Below are 20,639 nucleotides of genomic sequence, written 5' to 3' on the forward strand. Positions count from 1 at the left end.
TTTACTCATAAATTTATCCTGATTTTAGTAGGATTATATCCTGCGAAGATGCCAAGTCCGTTCTTTATATTTGTAAAAGTAGGAATCGGTTCAGCAAAAGGATTATCTGCGCCACCGCCTTTCTTCTGCTTATCAACTACTGCATAATAGAATTGATAATAGTTTTTGTCGGTTTGAGAAACATATACATCTACATATAGTATAGAGTTCGGATCTTTTCGCTCATTAAAAGAACTCTTGTTGGAAATAAGAACATTTCCATCTTGTTTATAATCTGAAATCCATTCCTGTCCAAATGTATCTACTGTATTAATAAGAATATTTTTGCCATTTCCATCTTTACCCTGATAGTTTTCAGCCCGGTAAGCCGTAATGGCATAATAGTTTTCTTCCTGAAAAAAATCGCGGAATTTTAGTGTGAGTGTTTTTTTGGGAACATTTTTCTCGGTTGTAGTACCAATAACAGCTTCAATGCTACTTGCGGGAATTGACTTTAGAGGAATGGTACAATACGCTTCAACATCTGTAAAATTAGGCGCAGTCACTTTTAAGTAATAGCTTTTTCCGGGAATCAACGGAAAGTTTTTCGTTCTCAGAAAGTAGCTTTCTATTATTCCGGTTGCCGGATTTGTAATGGTTTCAAAACGTGTGGTAACTGTTCTTGTTTTCAGACTGTCAGACAAGCTCACCGTGGCCGTTTTTACAACATATCTGTTTACGCCATCTACTTCTCCGATAACTGGTTCTGTTTTTCCTACAGCTACCTGAACAATAGTATCGTTGGGTGAGATAGAACATTGTACTACCAGTCGCTCCTTGTACGGAATCGTAATGTCAGTAATAATTGTCTGACAAGAGGGTAATAAAATGAGTAAAAATATGAAAAGGCTGTATTTTTTCATTTGAAATAAAATCAGAATTTAAAACTGTAACTAACAGAAGGAATAATGCTGAAAAGGGAATACTGTGTCAGTGTTTTCTGAGTCAGTTTTGTTTCAGGATTGTATTTACTGTTAAAATCATAGAAAAAAGGATTCTTACGGTTATAGAGATTGTAAATACTGAATTCCCAGATCCTTTCATGTTTCTTCATCTTTTTATGCAGTTGTATGGCCACATCCATTCTATGATATGCTGCTGCACGGTAAGTATTTCTTTCACCATAGTCAGATATTCTTCTGCTTGATCCGTATGATTCAGTATAGATACCGTACTGACTCAAAGGATTTTCTCCTGCAAAATCCTGTCTGGCAATATAGGTTGCGTTCGGAAGTGTGATAGCATTTCCTGTTCCGTAAACCCATGTACCGGAAAGAGTTATTTTAGGACTTAAGTGATATATTCCTACGGCAGAAAAGTCATGTCTTCTGTCATACTTTGCGTAAAACTTCTTTCCAAAATTCAACTCGTCAAATTGTTGTTCGATCCAGGAAAGAGTATATCCGATCCATCCGGTAAGCCGGCCCTGCTTTTTTTGTAATAAAAACTCACCTCCATATGCCCATCCTTGTCCGGCAGTAACATTGTCCTCCCAAGATTTTCCTCTGACTTTCTCATTTGCCAAACCATCGGGTCCATCTAGTAAGAGAAAACTGCTGCCTTCTTTTAAGGCAAGAATTTTATCCATTTGTTTGTAATAAGCATCAAAAGTAAGAGCGAAGTTCTTTTTGGTAAAGTCTTTGGCAAAGCCAAGAGATAATTGACGTGATCTCTGAGGTTTGATGGTTTTAGTAGTTGGAACCCATAAATCCGTTGGAAGTCCAACACCGGAATTAGAAAGTAAGTGTATGTATTGGTTCATATCAGCGTATGAACCTTTAACAGCCCAATTGTTTCTTAGTGTCCAGGCAACCGAAAGACGAGGTTCCGGATTAAAAAACAGATACTTGCTTTGCGTTACGAAGTAGCTCAAACGAAAACCTCCATTAATTCTGACATTTGAAACAGGTTGATAAGTATCTTCAAAATATCCGCCCATTTCAAATGCATCAATTGGATCAACCTGCTCTTTATATTGGTTAATATCTGTATCCTGAAGAATAATAGCGCTTGGAGTAAATCTGTGCTGGGTGGCCATTCCCCCCATTTTAATAGTATGCTGTGGGTCGGGAAGTAAATCAAAATCTATCTTGATACCATAATCTCTAATCCCGGTTTTGTAAGAAAGGTTGTATTTTGTTACAACTCCGGAATTAACAGATTCCCGATTGGCGAAAGTATTAAACTCATAGTTGCTGTAAATAACAGAAATGTTGCTGAAAAGCTGGTCATTAAAAAGATGGTTCCATCGGAAAGTTCCCGTTGCGTTTCCCCAATCTAAACCAAGATCAGACTGTGAAGTTAAGTTCTGGCCCTGGGTTTCAGAGCTTGTTTTGGCAGCAAATTTATCTTTTCCAAAATATCCGCTCAGATAAAGTCGGTTATTTCGTCCGAAATCATAATTTATTTTAGCATTCAGATCGTAAAAGTAGTAGGTGCTTCCCTTTTGGTCACTTGGAAGAAAAGGCCCTGCTAATGCATCGATGTAAGTTCTCCTTCCTGAAATTAAAAAAGAAGACTTATGGTTCTTACTGATCGGACCTTCGGCAACAAGTCTTGATGAAATCAGACCAATTCCGCCTTCAGCATGAAATTGTTCTTTATGCCCTTCTTTCATTTGCATTTCTATCACTGAAGAAAGCCGGCCGCCATATCTTGCCGGAAAGCCACCCTTGGTGAGTTCCACACTTTTTAAGGCATCACCATTAAAAACAGAGAAAAAGCCAAATAAATGATAAGCATTATATACCGGCGCATCATCCAGAATCAATAGATTTTGATCTGGTCCGCCGCCGCGGACATATAAACCGGAATTACCTTCAGAGCCTTTCTGAATACCTGGCATAAGTTGCAGAACTTTCAAAACATCTTTTTCTCCCAGGAGAGAAGGTACCTCTTTTATTTGTGATACCGGAACGGAAAGAACACCCATTTGGGCAGTTTCAGAGACCTTTTTAAGTTCCGGAGCATCAGCTTTTACCACAATTTCTTCAAGAACTGTATTATCTGGAAGTAATTCCACATTCATCTCAATCTCCTTATTCAATACTACTTTTTTGAAAGAAGGCTGATATCCGATAGAGCTGAAACTAATGGTAATTTCTTCCGGATTAGAGATAAGTGTAATGGAATAAAAACCATAATTATTGGTCTGTGTGCCGATTTTTTTTCCGGTAATAAAAACACTTACACCCGGGAGTAACTCCCGACTCCCTTTTTCCTTGACAAATCCGCTGATGGTGAATTTTTGAGTTTTGTTCTGAGCAGAGAGAGAAAAGCAACAAAGCAGAAAGCAAAATCCGCAAGTAAGTATTTGGAAAAATCGTATATACATGTTTGGTTTTTGTTCAGAAAAAAGAAAACAGTTGTGAGTTTACTCAATATATTGTTGTCATACAAAGTTCAAAAAAGATTTCTTTATGCTGACGAAACTGGCGGGAGATATCAAAATTAACTATTTGATGGTTCAAATCGATTATTCTTTCTTGAAAAAATCAAATAATATCATTCAAAATCAACAGGTTATAGGCAGATATTTAGATTTAACAATTCCTTAACATTGACTTAACTAAGTATTTCTACTTTTGCGACAAATTACGCCAATATGAATTTCCATAAATAAATCAATACGATCATGTTCGGTTTGGATACCACTCTTTTCATCCTTTTATTCTTCAGTTTATTTGTTGCCTGTGCTTTTGAGTTCGTGAATGGATTTCACGATACTGCTAATGCTGTTGCAACTGTAATTTACACTAATTCATTAAAGCCAAATCAAGCGGTAGTTTGGTCCGGATTTATGAATTTCATTGGCCTTCTAACAGGTGGGGTAGGTGTTACTATGAGCATTATTGGACTTCTTCCAACAGATTTGCTGATAGATCCTAATATTTACCATTCTATGTCAATGGCTTTGGCAATGTTATTTGCAGCCATTATCTGGAATCTTGGTACCTGGTATTTTGGAATTCCTGCTTCTTCTTCACATACCCTGATCGGTTCGATTATTGGTGTTGGCGTTGGTTATGCTGTTTTACCAGAGAATAAGAACGGTTTTAACACTGTAAGCTGGGAAAAAGCATCTGAAATCGGATATGCACTTCTTTTCTCGCCTTTGTTTGGTTTCGCTGTTGCTATTATTCTAATGTATATTCTGAGAAAGACCATTCAGAATAAAGCAATTTTTAAAGAGCCTAAGAAGGATACTCCTCCTCCAATGTGGATTCGTGCAATTCTGATTACCACTTGTACACTGGTTAGTTTCTTTCACGGAAGAAATGACGGACAAAAAGGAATTGGCTTGGTGATGTTGATTTTAATTGCTTTTCTTCCAAGTTATTTCGCAATTAATACAGATGTTGATCCTTTCAAATTAGAAGGAGATGTTACGAAAGTACAGACAATAATTTCTAAAATTGATACAACCATTTTATCAGTGAAGGAAAAAGAAAGCTACGGAGTGATTATGAAAGCAACAAACGAGTTGACTGTCATATTAAAAGATACCTCATTAGCAAAATCACTTACTACTCAGCAAAAACTTGAAATCCGTAAAGATATCCTGGCTGTTACCAAACATACCAAAAAGCTATTGGAAAGTGAATCGGTAAATTTAAGTGCAGAGGAAAAGAAAGAATTAAAGAAATCAACAACCGGAGGTTCCCAACCATTTTTCACATTCGGAGGTTCTAATCAAGGACTATCATCACTTACAGATTTTGCTCCAACCTGGGTTATGTGGATGATCGCTATCTCCCTTGGTCTTGGAACAATGATTGGTTGGAAAAGAATTGTGGTGACAATCGGTGAGAAGATCGGAAAGCAGCACCTTTCATATGCACAGGGAGCTTCAGCAGAATTAGTTGCTTCTTTCACAATTGGTCTTTCTACTTATTTTAAATTACCGGTAAGTACCACACACGTTTTATCTTCGGGTATCGCAGGTTCTATGGTAGCATCAAAAGGTGTTAAAAACTTACAGGGAGGAACGGTGAAAAATATAGCAATGGCCTGGGTTTTAACATTACCAGTTACCATAATTCTTTCAGCGACCTTATTCTTATTCTTCCGTTGGATTACAGGTTAGTATAAAATTTCTTAAAAAAAGTAGCGGTTTTCAATAAAGAAAACCGCTACTTTTTTTAAATACAATTGTTTGCAAAATCACCAATATCGAAAAATTCTAATGAAAATGATCTTTTTGTCAGCAATAGCAATATTGCTGATTGTAAATCTTGATGCCTTTTCCCAAAGTCCCCGAAAGTATTATCATATTTCTAATGGCTGGACAGATTTGAATGTCTCCGGTAAAATTGCAGGAAAGTTTTCATGGCAGATAGAAAACCAGCATCGCAGAGAAGACATGCAGGGTGACTACAATTCTTCCACAATTACAGGAAATCCTTATAATAATCTTAATCAGCACGTTTTTCGCCCTTATATACATTTTCAACTTAATCCAAATGTTCGCTTTTCATTAATGCCATTGGGTTGGATAGGTTCTAATCGTTTTAAGGAAGGCCAACCAGCCGCTTTTTTTTCTGAATTAAGAATTACACCTCAGGTGATACTTACGCAGAATTTTGGCAGATTAAGAATGGATCATAAATTTCGGTATGAGTTCAGATGGATAGGTAAAGATGTTTCTGTAGATGATAAGAGCTTTTTATATAGCGGGGATTTTTCGGATGCGACTTTTAAAGAGAGATTCAGATATCAGTTAAAAGCAGTTCTTCCGATAAATCATGCTAAAATGGATGATAAAACCCTTTATGTACAGGCATACGATGAGGTTTTTATCAATATTGGAAAGAATGTAAGCAATATCAATATGTTTGATCAAAACAGGGCAATGATTGGTTTGGGATATAAATTCAATAGGTTTCTGGCCGTTGAAGCCGGGTATTTACAACAGACAATTTATCGTTTCAACAATTCGACAAAGGATAATGTTGATATCAATAATGTTTTACAATTGAATCTTGCTGTAAGTAACTTTGAGCAGATTTTCAGGAAAAAACAATAAATACACATTAAGTAGTTAAAAAATAAGACCCTGGCTTTTAAACCAGGGTCTTATTTTTTATGCTTTTTTCAATTCAAAAACGGTTATTTCAGGAGGCATTCCTATTCTTCCGGGATATCCAATGTAGCCATATCCTCTGTTTACATAGAGTTTTTGATTTCCTTCTTCATACAATCCTGCCCATTGTTTATAGGCATATTGGGCAGGAGACCATGTTTTATCTCCAATGGTTATTCCAAACTGAGTACCATGAGTATGTCCTGAAAACATAACATCAATATCTTTATATTTGGTATTCACTTCCTTATCCCAATGTGTTGGGTCGTGCGATAAAAGTAATTTTACCGGCGCTTCTTCTGTTCCATTATAGGCCTTTTCAAGGTTTCCGTATGTATGAAAACGATTCTGTCCACTAATATTCTGAACACCGATGATAGCCAGCTTTTCTCCGTTTTGTTCAAGGAATCTATGTTCATCAGTTAGTAAATCCCATCCTAACACCTTGTGTGCATGTTTAAGGTCTTTCAGGTTCTGATTTTTGGCAAATGCGCTATCCCATTGTACATAATCTCCGTAATCATGATTTCCCAATGTGCTGAAAACACCTAAAGGGGCTTTTACTTTATTGAAAATATCAATGTATTCCTGTACTTCCGGAGCCTGATTATTTACAAGATCTCCCGTAAAGAAAACCATATCAGGTTTTTCTGCAAGGAGCATTTCTATACCTCCTTTTACTGCTACACGGTTAAAAAAACTACCCGAATGAATATCCGAAATCTGAGCAATCCTTAATCCGTCAAATTCTTTCGGAAGATTGGCAAGGGAGAGCTTTACCCTTCTGACCCGGTAATCATGAGCTCCGGAAATAATTCCCCAGGTCATGGCTACCGCCGGAATAGTTCCTGCTACTACAGCGGTTTTCATCAGAAACTCAGATCTTGAGATAGTATTTGTTGCAATAGGATGCTGACTATTTACACCCTGAGAAGTAGAACCTGAGAATTTTGAGGCAATCCATCTGATTAAACGACCTAAGTCATCTATAATAAGGAACAATACCGCAAATATTTTGGAAAAATAATTCATAAAAACCCCAACCAGAATAATCGTTCTGAGGTTTTTCCCCAACAAATCCGGGTTTGTAAAATTGTATAACCAAAGTCCTGACAAGGTCAGAATAGTTAGTCCCCAAAAGAAATATTTTATAAAGTTCTGAGTGTTCTGAGAGGTATTCTGAACAGATACTTTTACGGCCTGCCATACATACCAGTCTATTAAGAGCAAAACCAGAGTAACGAGAGAAACGATTATTAATTTATTCATTTTATGATATAATACTAAATGATAAGGCGAATTCGGATTAAATACACTTTCAAAAAACTTTATTCTTTGTCACTTAGTTCGAAAACCCGGTTTTTTATGACAAAAGGTTTCATTTAAGGATAAACAAGGTGGAGAGAATGTGAGAGGAAGTGTTTGTACACATAAACAGATGTAATTCACGTAGTTTTAAAACGTAAGAAAGAAGAGAATTAATCTGTTTAAAGTATAATTTCGCATAGTATTTGTAAGAATGTAAAAAACGATTTAAGGCATTTTATAAAAACGGAAGACCTAATTAGCCAATGAGTAAGAATATTGCAACCAAAGGATTTAAAACCAGTCAGCAGAAACCTTCTGTATCAGCATTACCGGCGGAAGAAGTTGTGCGGTATAAGATTAATAATACACCTGAAAATTTTCGGATTGTTTGCCTCTTGATTGCCGTTTTATGTATTCTGGTTTATCTTCCTGGATTTCAGAATGGCTTTGTTTGGGATGATCTGTTTTATGTGGTTAATAATGAAGATATAAGACAATTGTCTCTGCAAAATTTGTGGAATTCTGTTTCAAAGTTTTATTTAGGTAACTGGCATCCTCTCACTATGCTTACCTATTATCTGGAATACACTTTTGCCAAAGATTCTTCATGGGTTTATCATTTTACAAATACAATTATCCATATTTTCAATAGTATTCTTGTCGTTAAATTAGTTGAAAAACTTAGTAAGAACTTCCTTATTGGCCCTTTAACCGGGATTCTGTTTGCTGTTCATCCGCTTCATGTGGAATCTGTAATATGGGCAGCGGAACGAAAAGACGTTCTCTATACACTTTTTTTTCTGCTTTCATTTTTACAGTACCTTAGATATACGGACAGTTTGAAAGAACAGGATTCTATTAACCTGAAGCATAAAAATCTGATATTTTCCGGCTTTTTGTTCCTTTTATCCTGTTTATCAAAAGGGATGGCTGTCGTCTTGCCAATTGTCCTGCTGATTACCGATTACATTTTATTAAATCGCAAATCGCTTTATAAGATTCTGATAGAAAAGATACCTTTTCTAATCATTTCATTGATTATCGGGATTATTTCAATTAAAGCACAGAGCGAAGCAGGGGCTAATGCCAGTAAGGTAATTAATAATACATTCAGCCTTTCAGAAAGATTTTTTATGATCAATACCGGAGTATTGTTTTACTGGATAAAAATGATTCTTCCTTTTAAACTGTTAGCTTTTTACCCTTATCCAGATAAAGATACCGGTTCCATACCGTCATTTTATTATCTGGCTTTTATTGGGATAATATTTTTGGTCGGATTATTATATTGGTCGGGCCGAAAAAATCGTCTTGTCTGGTGGTCTGGTCTTTATTTCCTTGTTGTAATATTTCCTGTCTCACAGATTTTGCCTGTAGGTAGTGCGTTAATGGCAGATCGTTATTTTTATGTTTCATCTATCGGCCCCTTAGTTTTGATTGGTATTTTAGCGGATAAAATATTTCAAAGTGCATTCACAAATAAAATATCACCGATAATTGGTGGTATTCTCATTTTGGGTTTATCATTTCTTTCATTTAAACAGGCTACGGTCTGGAAGGATGCGTTATCTCTTTTCAGCCCTGTTCATAAGGTTTATCCAGATGACCCAATGATAAATAGTAATTTAGGTTGGTATTATTTTAGGAATAAAGACAAAGAAACCGCCAAATTTTACTTTGAAGAAACCCATAAGACGACTTTTAAAACAGCCGATGTATATACTGCATTGGGACAAATCTATTTTGATGAAAAGAAATATGATCTGACAGTAAGTAACTTTGAGGCTGCATTGAAGTTAAAACCTGAAGAAATGAAAAACCTTCACTGGATGCTTGGTGCCGCTTATTATCATACTGGTAATTACCCAAAGGCGATTGAGGAATCTCAGATAGCTTTGGATAAATCAGATAATAAAAATCCATATGCACAAAATATAATGGGTTTATGTCTTGCGAAGCTTGGAAAAACAGAAGATGCGATTGAAAGGTATCGGTTATCAGCAAAGAATAATCCTAAGTTTGCAGATCCATACATAAATATCAGTACGATTTACAATCAAAGGGGGGATCATTCCAGAGAAATTCAGGTTTTAGAGAAAGCAATAAGGCTGGATCCGAAAGCGATCATAGCTTATAAAAATCTTGGGGTTGCATACAAGAGTATTGGAAAATGGCAGGAAGCAATCAGAATCTGGAAGAAGGGGGCAGAAGTAGATCCTAAGGATGGAAGCTTTGATTACAATATTGGATTAGAATATGGCCAGCATGGGGATATAGATAGCGGTATCAGATCTATGCGATCTGCTGTGGCTAAGGGAGATTCAAATGCTCCGGAGTTTTTAACACAAAGAGGAATACCTTTAAAATAGAGTATTTTATGAAAATTGGAATTATAGGATGCGGCTGGCTCGGCTTGCCCCTGGGAATGAGCTTAAGTGAGGAAGGAAATACTGTTTTTGGTACAACTACCTCCGAAAACAGGATGATTTTATTAAAACAGGCCAAAATAGAACCTTTTTTACTTTCCCTCTCTCCAGATCCGGAAGGAAAAAATTGGCAGGAATTTCTGGAAATTAAGAATATTATTATTTCAATTCCCCCAAGAGCAGGAAAACTTGGCGAAAATTATCATATTGAACAGATTAAAAATCTTTTAGAGCTAATCCGAGAATCGCCTATACAGAATATTCTTTATATCTCGTCGACTTCAGTTTATTCAGAATCGACAGAAAATGTGACTGAATTGAGTAATGTCTCCTGTAATGCAGCACTTGTTCAATGTGAAAACCTGATTTTTAATTTTGCTAAAGAAGGAAACCGCAATGTAACAATTTTACGTTGCGGAGGTTTGATGGGTTATGACAGAGCTCCGGCAAAATATTTCGCCGGCAAAAAAGTTACTACCGGAAGGATTCCGGTAAACTTTGTACACCGCGATGACGTCATCTCTATTATCAAACTGATTTTTGAAAAAGAAATTTGGGGTGAGGTATTCAATGTCGTCTCACCGGAACACCCGCTGAGATTTGAAGTGTATATAAAGAATAGTAAAGAACTTGGATTAGATCCTCCGGTTTTTGAGGAACCTGAAAATGTACAGCCGTTTAAAGTTATAAGTCCGGAAAAATTAATCAGGTTTACCGGGTATAAATTTATTTATCCAAATCCACTTGATTTTTTTTATGATCTGATCAGGACTTAATATATCCAAGTTTTAAGAATAAAGGGAAAGTCACTTTGAAACTTTCACTCGGGTCAAATGTTTCAGAGATCTCTGCAATAAATACATCTACAGGGTTCTCCTGATGAATTTGTATATATTTTTGGACACTTGACCAGGTATTGAGATATCCCTCCAAATCTGATAAATTCCACGTATAGGTCATTTCAAAATCCGGACTGGGAATAGGAGTGAAGGGTAAAGGAATCGTAAGATAAGCTTCGTCAAGAAACCTTCTCTCTTCATCCCAATACTCATGAGTAGTTTGAGTATAAAAGAGCTTAAGTTTTCCATCAAGTATAGGATTGTCAATACTCATTAGACTATAACCCCAAAAAGCTAAAATTGAATCAGATTTAGATACCCGGTAAACCTCTTTGAAAAAATTCTCAAAATTAAACCAATGAATAGCCTGGCCAATTGTAATGAGGTCAAAGGTTTCATCGGGAAAGTCAGTCGATTCCGCCTGAGAGATGGAATAAGTTACATTTGAAAACTTTGGTGCATTATCTAATTGCTTTTGACTAATGTCTGTTGCATATACATGTCTGAAATATTTTGCCAATTCTCCTGCAACCTGTCCATTTCCTGTGGCACAATCCCAGGCGTTATCCCAGTTTCTTACATAGCTCAGGAGAAACTTATACAATTCAGCCGGATATTTTGGTCTGAATTTGGCATACAGATTAGCTTGTTTTGAGAAATTATCCTTAGTCATGTTTTTTGTTTTTTAAGAGATTCCTAATGAAGTATAAAACCACATTGCTGCAAAGGCAAATAGTTTAATGTCTTTTAACATAATGTATAACGAAAAATATTCTCTTTTAAATAAACAAAAGAGCCGTAAAGTCTCGCATATAGAAAGAAAACATTGAACGTAAAGCTAAAGTTTATAGGTATTCGATATTTTTATCATTAATTAGCGGAGAACGTAGAAAAGACAGAAATTAGGACAAATAAGTATGTTCTGGCGAAAATGGAGAAAAGCCCATATTTAATTTCGTAAATTAAATATGGGCTTTTCTTTATGTCTGTTGGTTCCGGAAAATTAAGGGACAAAGGAAGCTGGAAAGAGGAACTATTCGCGTAATTCCTGAATTGCCAGCCAGCTCATTAATCCGGCACCAATTTCTAATGCATTCTCATCAATATCAAAAGTAGGAGTGTGAACACCGGAAATAATACCACGAGCCTCATTTCTGGTTCCTAAACGATAGAAACAGGCATCTACATGATGGGTATAAAAAGCAAAATCTTCTGCAGCAAGCCAGATATCGAGGTCAATGATATTTTCTTCTCCCATAAATTCGATGGCAGCTGATTTCATTCTTCGTGTTAACTCCGGTTCATTTTTTAGAAAAGGATAACCTCTCAGAATAAAAAACTCACAGGTTCCTCCCATCGCTTCTGCAATTCCTTCAGCCATTTTTTTCATTTTGGCCAAACCATCTGCTCTCCATTCTTCGTCCATTGCCCGGAAAGTGCCTTCAACATAAACTTCATCAGGAATAACGTTAGTCGCACCGTTAGCTATAACTTTCCCGAAAGTCAATACAGAAGGGTAACGGGGATTCCTGTTTCTACTGATAATTTGCTGTAGAGCAACAATAATATGAGATGTGATCAGAACAGGATCAATGCAATTTTCAGGCATAGCTCCATGTCCGCCTTTCCCTTTAACGGTCATGTAAAGTTCATCAGCACTTGCCATATACATACCTTCACGAAAACCTATTTTCCCTACCGGAATATTTGGTGCAACATGTTGACCTAACATTTTTGAAGGAGAAGGGTTCTGTAAAACGCCTTCTTCGATCATAATACTGGCGCCACCCGGGGCTTTTTCTTCAGCAGGTTGAAAAACGAGTTTTACAGAGCCTTCAAATTCATCTTTTAAATGGTAAAGAATTTTAGAGACACCTAATAGAGATGCGGTATGAACATCATGTCCACAGGCATGCATTACACCAGGGTTTATGGACTTATATTCAACATTATTCGCCTCAATAATTGGCAAAGCGTCCATATCTGCTCTCAGTGCAACCACTTTTTTGCCGGGGTTTTTACCTTCTATAGTTGCAACCAAACCAGTATTTGCGATAGGCTGAGGTACAATCCCAATTTCCTTCAGACGTTCAGATACGAACTTCTGAGTATTAAATTCTTCAAAAGAAAGTTCAGGGTTTTTATGTAAATGACGACGATTGGCCACAATTTCGTCAGCGTAACTTTTGGCTAACTCTTTGATTTTCTCTTTCATAACATTTAATTATAGAAAAGCCTGATTTTGGCCTTTTTCCAAATATAGATTGCAAAACTAATCAAAGAATCCCTGAAACGAATGAAAATTAAGGATTCATTTATAATAGCCGGATTCATTAATGGGGATTGAATAAGATAAAATATCAGAAAAATTAATACCTTAACGCAACCTTTTTCTCAATCAGTCCGTAGTGTTGTTGTAACCTTTTTAAAATGCCTATCACGACAGACGGCAAATCAACGCTAGAAAACATACTTGAGGGTTGCCGGAATGGGAACTCTAAAAGTCAGGAATTGCTTTACAAGCAATTTTATGGCTTTGCCATGGGGGTATGTGTACGTTACACGCGTACGCGTGAGGAAGCGGTTGAAGTGTTGAATGATGGCTTTCTGAAGGTTTTTACTAATGCCGGGAAAATAGATTTGAATAAATCTTTTAAAAGCTGGTTAAGAAGGGTGATGGTCAATACAGCATTAGATTATTATCGACAGCATAGTAAACATTATTTTCACAGCGATTTACAGATTGCTGAGAACCTTAATACAGATACCTCCGGACCAATTGATGAAATTAACCATGAACAATTGGTCGCATTAATTCAAAATCTCTCTCCAGCTTATCGGATGGTTTTCAATTTGTTTGTTATTGATGGGTATTCCCATGATGAAATTGGAGAAATGCTCGGGATTTCGGTCGGGACGTCAAAGTCAAACCTGGCCAGAGCAAGATTAAACCTCAGAGAAATGTTAAATAAACTTTGATAAAAGATAAAATGGTTAAAAACTACTAATAGAAATGTCAGATAAGTGGTGGGATATATCAGATGATGAATTGGATGATCTTTTTCGGGATGCTGCCGGGAAAGAAGATTATCCTTTTGACCCGTCAGCATTCAAAGACCTTCAAAGTAAAATGAATCCAAAACCTTCATTCTCCTTCTGGAAACAGATTGGATTACCTGGTTTGGGTATATTGTTATTTTTAGGGGTTGGAATATATGTGCTTAATTTTAACGCCGGAGAATCTAAAACGCTAAAGACTGTAAATAATACATCCATAAAAAAAACTAATAAGCCGGAAACAGAAATAAACAGTGACAGAAGAGTTACAGAACAAAAACATAATGAGGGAAATATAAGGATTAGCGAATCTATCAATGACAGGAAAGAAGATGGAAATAAATCTTTTGGAGGCCTTAAAACTGCTTCAGCAACAGAGGGAAGCAGGAAAACAACAAACAGTATCTTTGTTTTACCAAAAAAATCGAAGGTAAAAGCATTTGCCGGTTTAAGAAGAAATGGTTCTGTTAATGAAGAAGAAAAAATACGAAGAGTTGATAAGAATGCTCTTCCTGAAAAAGTAGCTGATATTAAAAATAATCAGAAATTCAGGAAAAATGCGAAAGATATATCAATTGCATCTGTTCAAAAATTGAATAAAGAGACTCAAAAAGCTAAAGGGAAAACATATCATGCTGTAAATAATAAATATAAAACAAGTCTGAATGAAGACCTGAATAATCTGGCCAAAGTACCTGATAAAGATATTTCTGAGTCGGCATTTAATTATATGCCGAATGAAAAAGAGCAGATTAGACTATTAAAGGGCAAAGGCCTGAAAAAATTAAATGCCGTATTTGAGAAAATAGAGCCAGCGTATCAATATAGCCAGGGAATAACTGATTATTATAAAGATAAGAAGAAAGCAGATTTTGCCAGACTAGGCATTCGTTTAGTAGCTTCGCCTGATCTAAACTCAGTAGAAAGCTTAAAAAATGCTGATTGGGGGGCAAGTATCGGTCTATTATTAGAGGAAAGACTAAGCAGAAAATTAACCTTGCAAATTGGAGCCATCTGGAGTTCGAAAAGTTATGAGGCAGGCCCGGAAGCATATCATAGCTGGAGTGATGCCTGGAAATACAGGAATGTAAAATTACTTGGGATAGACGGGGAGTGTAAAGTTCTTGATCTGCCAATTAATATTAGGTATGATTTTTCAGGGAATAAAAGAACAAAGTGGTTTGCAAGTACTGGTTTTACATCATTGCTGATGTTAAGTGAAGCTTATAATTACAATTATGTATATCCGAATACAGTACCTTCAGATTATCCGAGGTATGTTGAAAAAGACAGATCAGGGAATCACTTCTTTAGTACAGTAAATATATCTTTTGGATTTGAAAGGAAGTTTTTGCCTCAATTGAGCTATCAGGTAGAGCCATATCTGAAAGTACCTGTTTCAGAAATAGGAATAGGAAAAGTGAACTTGTATAGTAAAGGGATAATGTTCTCCTTAAAATATCATTTCAAAAAGTAAGCACAGATACCTAATAAAAAGGGTTGGAGAAATCATTTCTCCAACCCTTTTTTTATGTCAGTTAAAACTGTATTTTTATGATAACTAAAATTTAATCAAAAAACATATTAATTTATTGTTAATTCAACAATAAATAATATTTTTACATGAAGATTTTATATTTGCTAAAACCGCTAAGTTGAATATTTGGGTAGGACTTTGATAAAAGTTTCCATCAGGTTTTGATTAAACACTTAGAACGTATGAATCAAAATAGCAGGACTATTATTAAATGAATCCTTAACAAGTTTTGACTGCCATCAAGACCAATGAAAAAAATTAACCAATTCATGTTCCTTCAATGGCTTATTTTTTTACCATTGATATTACCACTAAGTATAATTTCAGGAGCTATACAAGGCATTAAAAGTGCAGTATATGATCTGATTAATCAAATTCAGGTGGATGTTTCTTCACAAATTATTCATGAAGATAGTCAAGATTCTTATCTTTAATTTCTTCCGTGTCTAGTTCAAGGAACTCTTCCCAAAATGAATTTGGAGGAACTGCAGCTCTACATAACAAAGGTATTTTTTGTACCGGATGTGTGAAGAATAATCTTCGCGCATGGAGGTTTATACTCCCATCCTGATTCGGTTTATCAAATCCATATTTTATATCGCCTCTTATTGGACAACCCATACTGGCCAGTTGGACACGTATCTGGTGTGGTCTGCCTGTTAAAGGTTCTACTTCAATTAAGTAATGAAGGTTGATCTTCCCGACAAGTCTGTAATTTAACTCTGCCTTTTGAGAGCCCTCAACTTCAAAGTCGAAAGCCTTGGTAACATTCCTTGCCTCATCTTTTACAAGCCAGTGAACAAGTTTTCCCTGAGGAACAGCAGGTTTTCTTCTGGTTATTGCCCAATAAGTCTTCTGGATGTTGCGCTTTCTGAAAAGTTCTGTCATTCTTTCCAGCGCTTTGGATGTACGTGCGAAAACTACAAGGCCACTTACCGGACGGTCCAGACGATGTACCGGATGTAAGAAAACATCTCCGGGTTTATTGTATTTTTGTTTAATATATGCTTTCAGGACATCCGTAAGTGTTTTATCACCGGTAGAGTCTCCCTGAACTAAAATTCCTGCCCGTTTATTAACAACAAGAATGTGATTGTCTTCATATACAACGTGAAAATCTTTCATTCGATTAAAATTTGAAATGTTTGAAAAGGCAATTAAAAAAGTTTAATAACTCTCTTTCTCATTAGGAAAGTCTTGAGCTTTAACATCTTTGACATAATTTTTAACTGCATCATTCATAATTGAGTCCAGGTCGGCATAGCGACGCAGGAATCTTGGTTTAAATTCCTTATTAATGCCCAGCATATCATGAACTACAAGGATCTGGCCATCAGCGTCAGCACCGGCGCCAATTCCAACTGTTGGGATCGTAAGACTTTCAGAGACAAGTTTTGTAAGACTTGCCGGAATTTTTTCCAGAACCACGCTGAAAGCACCACAGGCTTCAAGCATTTTTGCATCTTCCAATAATTTGTCGGCTTCTTCTTCTTCTTTTGCTCTGACAGAATAAGTTCCGAATTTATAGATAGATTGAGGCGTAAGTCCTAAATGACCCATAACAGGTATTCCGGCGCTGAGTACACGAACAATTGATTCCTTTATTTCAGAACCGCCTTCCATCTTTACTGCATGAGCACCTGATTCTTTCATTATTCTGATGGCAGAGCGCAAAGCTTCAGAGGAGTTGCCCTGATATGATCCAAATGGAATATCAACAACTACTAATGCCCGCTTTACTGCTTTTACTACAGAAGTTGCATGATAAATCATTTGATCCAGGGTTATTGGCAGGGTGGTTTCATGACCTGCCATTACATTGGAAGCAGAGTCTCCAACCAGAATCAGATCAATACCTGCTGCATCTACAATACGAGCCATAGAATAGTCATATGCAGTCAGACAAGAGATTTTCTCCCCCCGGTTTTTCATTTCCTGAAGAATATGTGTGGTAACCCTTTTGATTTCACTGTGAACAGACATGGATTGTTGAGATTTTGTTTGGGATACAGAAACTGAGGAAAATTTTCCCCACAAATTAAAAATGTTGATAAAAATCAACAGAGTGGCAGAGGTAAAGTAATAAATTTTTAACGAATATTGAACTTTTAAGAATTAAGTCTTACGTTTGAAACAAAATTTTATCTATTAATGGTTAATTTTGCTCATTCTTCCGTAAAAATGTGACGAAAACATATAAATACGTCTTAACAAATGATATTTTAGATGCTAAATAATCGCCGAATACTCATTTGGGAATGTAAAATTAGGATTTTAAATGGTGAAAATCTTAATTTGGCAAAGTGTTTGTAAATAAAAATTGGAATATTCTTATTTTTTTAATGCTAATTCAAAAAAAATTGTTTAAAAACGTTACTTTTACTATTCATTCTTTTCTCTAGCATAGAATTATTAAAAGTGTACGTATCATAACCTAATTACAATTCTATAAATTAAATCAATCATGAAAAAAACTTATCCAATGAATAGTCTTTTTAATGGGATGAAGAAAAGACTTGGCCTTGGTTTGGTAACTTGTCTCTCCATTTGCCACCTCTCTTCCGCCCAGACTACAGGGGTTACTGTAGTAAGCACGACAACGGAAAATGGTATTACTACCAAAACTCTTTCCAATGGAACAATTGTCAAAACTGTTGCTGATGGTTATTATCTTGATACGGCATTCTACAAAAATTCAAATGTTTTGAAGGAAACCAAAGTAAAGAAATACTGGAAATTTACAGACAGAATTGGCGTTGCAACTTCATTTACCAAAGATGGTGAAGATCAGTCTCTCTATCTTAAATCAGGTGGATATAACTCTTTGTCTGCAAATCACTTCTGGGGAATTTTTGGTTTAGGACTAACAGGAGGTTATCAATACTTCAATGTTAAGGACGAATATCAGAATTATCCTAAATTGCTTGCAACCTTGAATGGTTTGGACCCGAATGCGCTTAAATTTTCAAAAGTAAGTCCTTATCAGGATTTCTATTTGTTAGCAGGTCCTGCAATCGCAGTACCACTTGGAAAGAAATTTAGTTTGGATTTTGATCTGAAGGCAGGTTTCTTTAACTCTAAAGCTGCTTCATTTGGTGCTACTGCTTTATGGAATGGTTTTGACAGAACAATCTCAAGAGTTTCTCCTTCTGCAAATACATGGCATGCTGGCGGTCTCCTGAATATTGATTTGTTATACTCATTGTCTAAAAACTGGGCAATTGGTTTGAACGTTCAGGGATTCTCTACCAAAACAGATTATATAACTGAAGGAAGAGAAGTAACAACTCCATTGATTAACGAAGCCAGAGCTGTAGAATTTACAAGAACAAACGGAGGTTGTAACTTCGGTTTAGCTATTTCTCATACATTTGGCAATACCTGTGCAAGAACGGTTTATACATTATTGCCACCACCGCCAGCACCGGTTATTTGTAATACACCAACATTGGTTGATGGGTCAAATGGAAAAATGTACGAGAACGGATCTACAGAAAAACCTTCATTCAAATGGAAAAGTACATCTCCTGCTCCTGAGAACGAAGAGTATATTTTCAAACTTTACCGTGCTGATGGATCTGGTGTACCTATCTATAGCCAGACTACTAAAGCTTCATCTTTAGACTTACCTGCAAATGTATCTTTAGTAAGTAATGATGAGTCTAGCTTCTATTACTATACAATTCAGTCTAGCCAGGAAGGAAAATGTTTGAGTGAGGCTGCTGCTGCAAGTTTCGGATATAAAGCGAAACCTGTTCAGGCAATCTCTGCTACTAAGCCTGCGGAAGATCAGTATATCTTTAAAATCTTTGGTGGATCAACAGCAACGAAATACTTTAATGGCGGATCCGGATCCGGACGTCGTAAGGCTTCGCACAAAGTTGTCGCTAAACCAGCAGAAACTGTTGCTAAACCGAAAACTGTTGTGCCGAAACGTAAAGTATCTGGTGTAAGCAAAACAACAACAATCGTGAATTACGAGAACGTTGCTACAAATCCTAATATCAAATGGCCTGCAGACCTTCCTCTTCCAAAACAGCCATCTGTTTATGAATATGAAGTACAACGTTTGTCTACAGGAGATTGTAAGCCAACAGGTCAGGTTGCTAAATATAAATTCTATATCGATCCAAAAAATCCAAGTGATATCAGAATTATCCCTGACAAACCAAAAAGAAGATAGTTTTCTTTAATTTTTATAGAAGATCCCTGAAAATTAGTTTTCAGGGATTTTTTTGTGATATATATTAAAGAAATAGTCAGGAATGGATAAATTGTATGATACCAGATTTTAGATTTAATGGATATCCCAGGATTGCTTAAATCTATTTAACAGCTCTTGTTACTATCATATGTCATAATCATACATTCCAAGCGTACATGATTTGTTTTAAGCGATTCTAATGGACGATATGACGTTTTATCAAAGGAATTGCTTAAACAGCTAAAACATTCTCCTAATTATTTAAAGAAAGCATACCTATTATATAGTTATATTATATGCTCTTTAGTATTCACGTGTTGTATTATATAAGAAATAATAGCAGGCACCATTCTTACTATAAAAAAGATAAACGATGAAGATTTCTAAAGACAGAGAGCCAAATACGTAATTGTATTTAGGTATTTAAATGATGATTTATGATATTCAGTAACCAGAGATAGATATATTATTCATCTTTGATATTCCAGGAATGGATATTTAGAGCCTATAAATATATGCACAGTCATCCCCACTTATAGATGAATCGATAAGCTGGGGATTTTTTTTTTTTTTGGATTTTGAATTTTTCAGGGGTTATTGGATTGGAGGGATTGTTAAAAGAGGAAGTTTTAGGTATTTTTATTAGGTATAGAGAGAGGTTGATGTTGTGGTAAATGGAGGGTTGGGGGGATAAAAACAGGATAAAATTGAGAATAAATATAATGGTTGAAAAAGGTAGTGTGGTAGGGAGTGTTCTTGTTGCAAAAAAGTTCAATTTTTTTTCGAGGTGTAAATGAGTGTTTCTTAGGGAGTTGGATGGGGGGAGAGCAAAAAGTTGCAAATATTTTGAAAAAAGGTTTGGTGGATAAAAAAAAGAGGTGAATCTTTGCACTCCCAAACGGCGGGAACGAGAGAGGTTGAGGAGAGAGAGAATAGGTTTAGCGGGTTAGGAGAGCGAGATAGAGAGGGTAGGCTGAAAAAATATTTTAAATATTTTTTTGTTTTTAAAAAAAAGCTTCTTACCTTTGCACTCCCAAACGATGAGAGAGTAAAAAAATAAGAGTTAAGACGAAAGAGTTTTGACGGCGATATTAGAAGATTGATTGATTCGATTTTTTGATAAAAGAGTTCTTTGACGTGCTGATAA

Annotated in this window: 15 protein-coding genes; 7 read left to right on the forward strand and 8 right to left on the reverse strand. The window is 36.0% G+C overall.

Going from position 1 to position 20,639, the window contains the following annotated elements; all coding sequences use genetic code 11:
* Nucleotides 1-5: 5 nt before the first annotated feature.
* Together BM179_RS18730 and BM179_RS18735 are read right to left on the reverse strand one after the other, a co-directional pair.
* Nucleotides 6-902, reverse strand: coding sequence for a DUF4249 domain-containing protein (locus BM179_RS18730; protein ID WP_092018695.1), 897 nt, complete (start codon nucleotides 900-902; stop codon nucleotides 6-8).
* Nucleotides 903-913: 11 nt separating this feature from the next.
* Nucleotides 914-3,373 (reverse strand): TonB-dependent receptor, encoded by a 2,460-nt coding sequence (locus tag BM179_RS18735; RefSeq protein ID WP_092018696.1) that lies wholly within the window; start codon nucleotides 3,371-3,373, stop codon nucleotides 914-916.
* A 300-nt stretch (nucleotides 3,374-3,673) separates the two neighbouring features.
* On the opposite strand from BM179_RS18735, the gene BM179_RS18740 reads away from it, so the two are divergent.
* The gene (locus BM179_RS18740; RefSeq protein ID WP_092018697.1) at nucleotides 3,674-5,125 is read left to right on the forward strand and encodes an inorganic phosphate transporter; all 1,452 of its coding nucleotides are present in this window, start codon (nucleotides 3,674-3,676) and stop codon (nucleotides 5,123-5,125) included.
* Nucleotides 5,126-5,224: 99 nt separating this feature from the next.
* Nucleotides 5,225-6,064, forward strand: coding sequence for a DUF2490 domain-containing protein (locus tag BM179_RS18745; RefSeq protein ID WP_092018698.1), 840 nt, complete (start codon nucleotides 5,225-5,227; stop codon nucleotides 6,062-6,064).
* Between the two features lie 57 nt (nucleotides 6,065-6,121).
* Here the strand turns inward: BM179_RS18745 and BM179_RS18750 are convergent, their stop codons facing one another.
* On the reverse strand, nucleotides 6,122-7,390 hold the full coding sequence (locus BM179_RS18750; RefSeq protein WP_092018699.1) for a metallophosphoesterase: 1,269 nt from the start codon (nucleotides 7,388-7,390) through the stop codon (nucleotides 6,122-6,124).
* A 302-nt stretch (nucleotides 7,391-7,692) separates the two neighbouring features.
* Between BM179_RS18750 and BM179_RS18755 the strand changes: the two genes are divergently transcribed.
* Both BM179_RS18755 and BM179_RS18760 read left to right on the forward strand, forming a co-directional pair.
* Entirely contained in the window at nucleotides 7,693-9,798 is a 2,106-nt protein-coding gene (locus BM179_RS18755) for a tetratricopeptide repeat protein (RefSeq protein WP_092018700.1), read from the forward strand.
* 8 nt (nucleotides 9,799-9,806) lie between these two features.
* Nucleotides 9,807-10,631, forward strand: coding sequence for an NAD-dependent epimerase/dehydratase family protein (locus BM179_RS18760; protein WP_092018701.1), 825 nt, complete (start codon nucleotides 9,807-9,809; stop codon nucleotides 10,629-10,631).
* Here BM179_RS18760 and BM179_RS18765 read toward each other — a convergent pair.
* On the reverse strand, nucleotides 10,621-11,367 hold the full coding sequence (locus tag BM179_RS18765; protein ID WP_092018702.1) for a class I SAM-dependent methyltransferase: 747 nt from the start codon (nucleotides 11,365-11,367) through the stop codon (nucleotides 10,621-10,623). The two genes, BM179_RS18760 and BM179_RS18765, sit on opposite strands and share 11 nt — an antisense overlap.
* Nucleotides 11,368-11,727: 360 nt before the next feature.
* Nucleotides 11,728-12,909: a M20 metallopeptidase family protein gene (locus tag BM179_RS18770; protein ID WP_092018703.1), complete on the reverse strand. Its 1,182-nt coding sequence runs from the start codon at nucleotides 12,907-12,909 to the stop codon at nucleotides 11,728-11,730.
* A gap of 215 nt (nucleotides 12,910-13,124) precedes the next feature.
* Here BM179_RS18770 and BM179_RS18775 point away from each other — a divergent pair, with 215 nt between their 5' ends.
* The gene (locus BM179_RS18775) at nucleotides 13,125-13,673 is read left to right on the forward strand and encodes an RNA polymerase sigma factor (protein WP_092018704.1); all 549 of its coding nucleotides are present in this window, start codon (nucleotides 13,125-13,127) and stop codon (nucleotides 13,671-13,673) included.
* A gap of 34 nt (nucleotides 13,674-13,707) precedes the next feature.
* Nucleotides 13,708-15,228: a porin family protein gene (locus BM179_RS18780; protein WP_092018705.1), complete on the forward strand. Its 1,521-nt coding sequence runs from the start codon at nucleotides 13,708-13,710 to the stop codon at nucleotides 15,226-15,228.
* A gap of 459 nt (nucleotides 15,229-15,687) precedes the next feature.
* On the opposite strand, the gene BM179_RS18790 is transcribed toward BM179_RS18780, so the two are convergent.
* Complete coding sequence (locus BM179_RS18790; protein ID WP_092018707.1) at nucleotides 15,688-16,413, reverse strand: RluA family pseudouridine synthase; 726 nt, start codon at nucleotides 16,411-16,413, stop codon at nucleotides 15,688-15,690.
* Nucleotides 16,414-16,455: 42 nt separating this feature from the next.
* On the reverse strand, nucleotides 16,456-17,271 hold the full coding sequence (panB, locus tag BM179_RS18795; protein ID WP_092018708.1) for a 3-methyl-2-oxobutanoate hydroxymethyltransferase: 816 nt from the start codon (nucleotides 17,269-17,271) through the stop codon (nucleotides 16,456-16,458).
* A 481-nt stretch (nucleotides 17,272-17,752) separates the two neighbouring features.
* Between panB and BM179_RS18800 the strand changes: the two genes are divergently transcribed.
* Nucleotides 17,753-19,471, forward strand: coding sequence for a hypothetical protein (locus tag BM179_RS18800; protein ID WP_092018709.1), 1,719 nt, complete (start codon nucleotides 17,753-17,755; stop codon nucleotides 19,469-19,471).
* A gap of 825 nt (nucleotides 19,472-20,296) precedes the next feature.
* On the opposite strand, the gene BM179_RS25605 is transcribed toward BM179_RS18800, so the two are convergent.
* On the reverse strand, nucleotides 20,297-20,639 hold a 343-nt coding region (locus tag BM179_RS25605; protein ID WP_218159251.1), incomplete at its 5' end, for a hypothetical protein.

This window comes from Pseudarcicella hirudinis (assembly GCF_900115665.1).
In the GTDB taxonomy this organism is placed as follows: domain Bacteria; phylum Bacteroidota; class Bacteroidia; order Cytophagales; family Spirosomataceae; genus Pseudarcicella; species Pseudarcicella hirudinis.

What these genes read in the sequence shown, in the direction of transcription:
- BM179_RS18730 (WP_092018695.1), bottom strand. Translation starts at nt 902, where the DNA reads ATGAAAAAATACAGCCTTTTCATATTTTTACTCATTTTATTACCCTCT.
- BM179_RS18735 (WP_092018696.1), bottom strand. Translation starts at nt 3,373, where the DNA reads ATGTATATACGATTTTTCCAAATACTTACTTGCGGATTTTGCTTTCTG.
- BM179_RS18740 (WP_092018697.1), top strand. Translation starts at nt 3,674, where the DNA reads ATGTTCGGTTTGGATACCACTCTTTTCATCCTTTTATTCTTCAGTTTA.
- BM179_RS18745 (WP_092018698.1), top strand. Translation starts at nt 5,225, where the DNA reads ATGAAAATGATCTTTTTGTCAGCAATAGCAATATTGCTGATTGTAAAT.
- BM179_RS18750 (WP_092018699.1), bottom strand. Translation starts at nt 7,390, where the DNA reads ATGAATAAATTAATAATCGTTTCTCTCGTTACTCTGGTTTTGCTCTTA.
- BM179_RS18755 (WP_092018700.1), top strand. Translation starts at nt 7,693, where the DNA reads ATGAGTAAGAATATTGCAACCAAAGGATTTAAAACCAGTCAGCAGAAA.
- BM179_RS18760 (WP_092018701.1), top strand. Translation starts at nt 9,807, where the DNA reads ATGAAAATTGGAATTATAGGATGCGGCTGGCTCGGCTTGCCCCTGGGA.
- BM179_RS18765 (WP_092018702.1), bottom strand. Translation starts at nt 11,367, where the DNA reads ATGACTAAGGATAATTTCTCAAAACAAGCTAATCTGTATGCCAAATTC.
- BM179_RS18770 (WP_092018703.1), bottom strand. Translation starts at nt 12,909, where the DNA reads ATGAAAGAGAAAATCAAAGAGTTAGCCAAAAGTTACGCTGACGAAATT.
- BM179_RS18775 (WP_092018704.1), top strand. Translation starts at nt 13,125, where the DNA reads ATGCCTATCACGACAGACGGCAAATCAACGCTAGAAAACATACTTGAG.
- BM179_RS18780 (WP_092018705.1), top strand. Translation starts at nt 13,708, where the DNA reads ATGTCAGATAAGTGGTGGGATATATCAGATGATGAATTGGATGATCTT.
- BM179_RS18790 (WP_092018707.1), bottom strand. Translation starts at nt 16,413, where the DNA reads ATGAAAGATTTTCACGTTGTATATGAAGACAATCACATTCTTGTTGTT.
- panB (WP_092018708.1), bottom strand. Translation starts at nt 17,271, where the DNA reads ATGTCTGTTCACAGTGAAATCAAAAGGGTTACCACACATATTCTTCAG.
- BM179_RS18800 (WP_092018709.1), top strand. Translation starts at nt 17,753, where the DNA reads ATGAAAAAAACTTATCCAATGAATAGTCTTTTTAATGGGATGAAGAAA.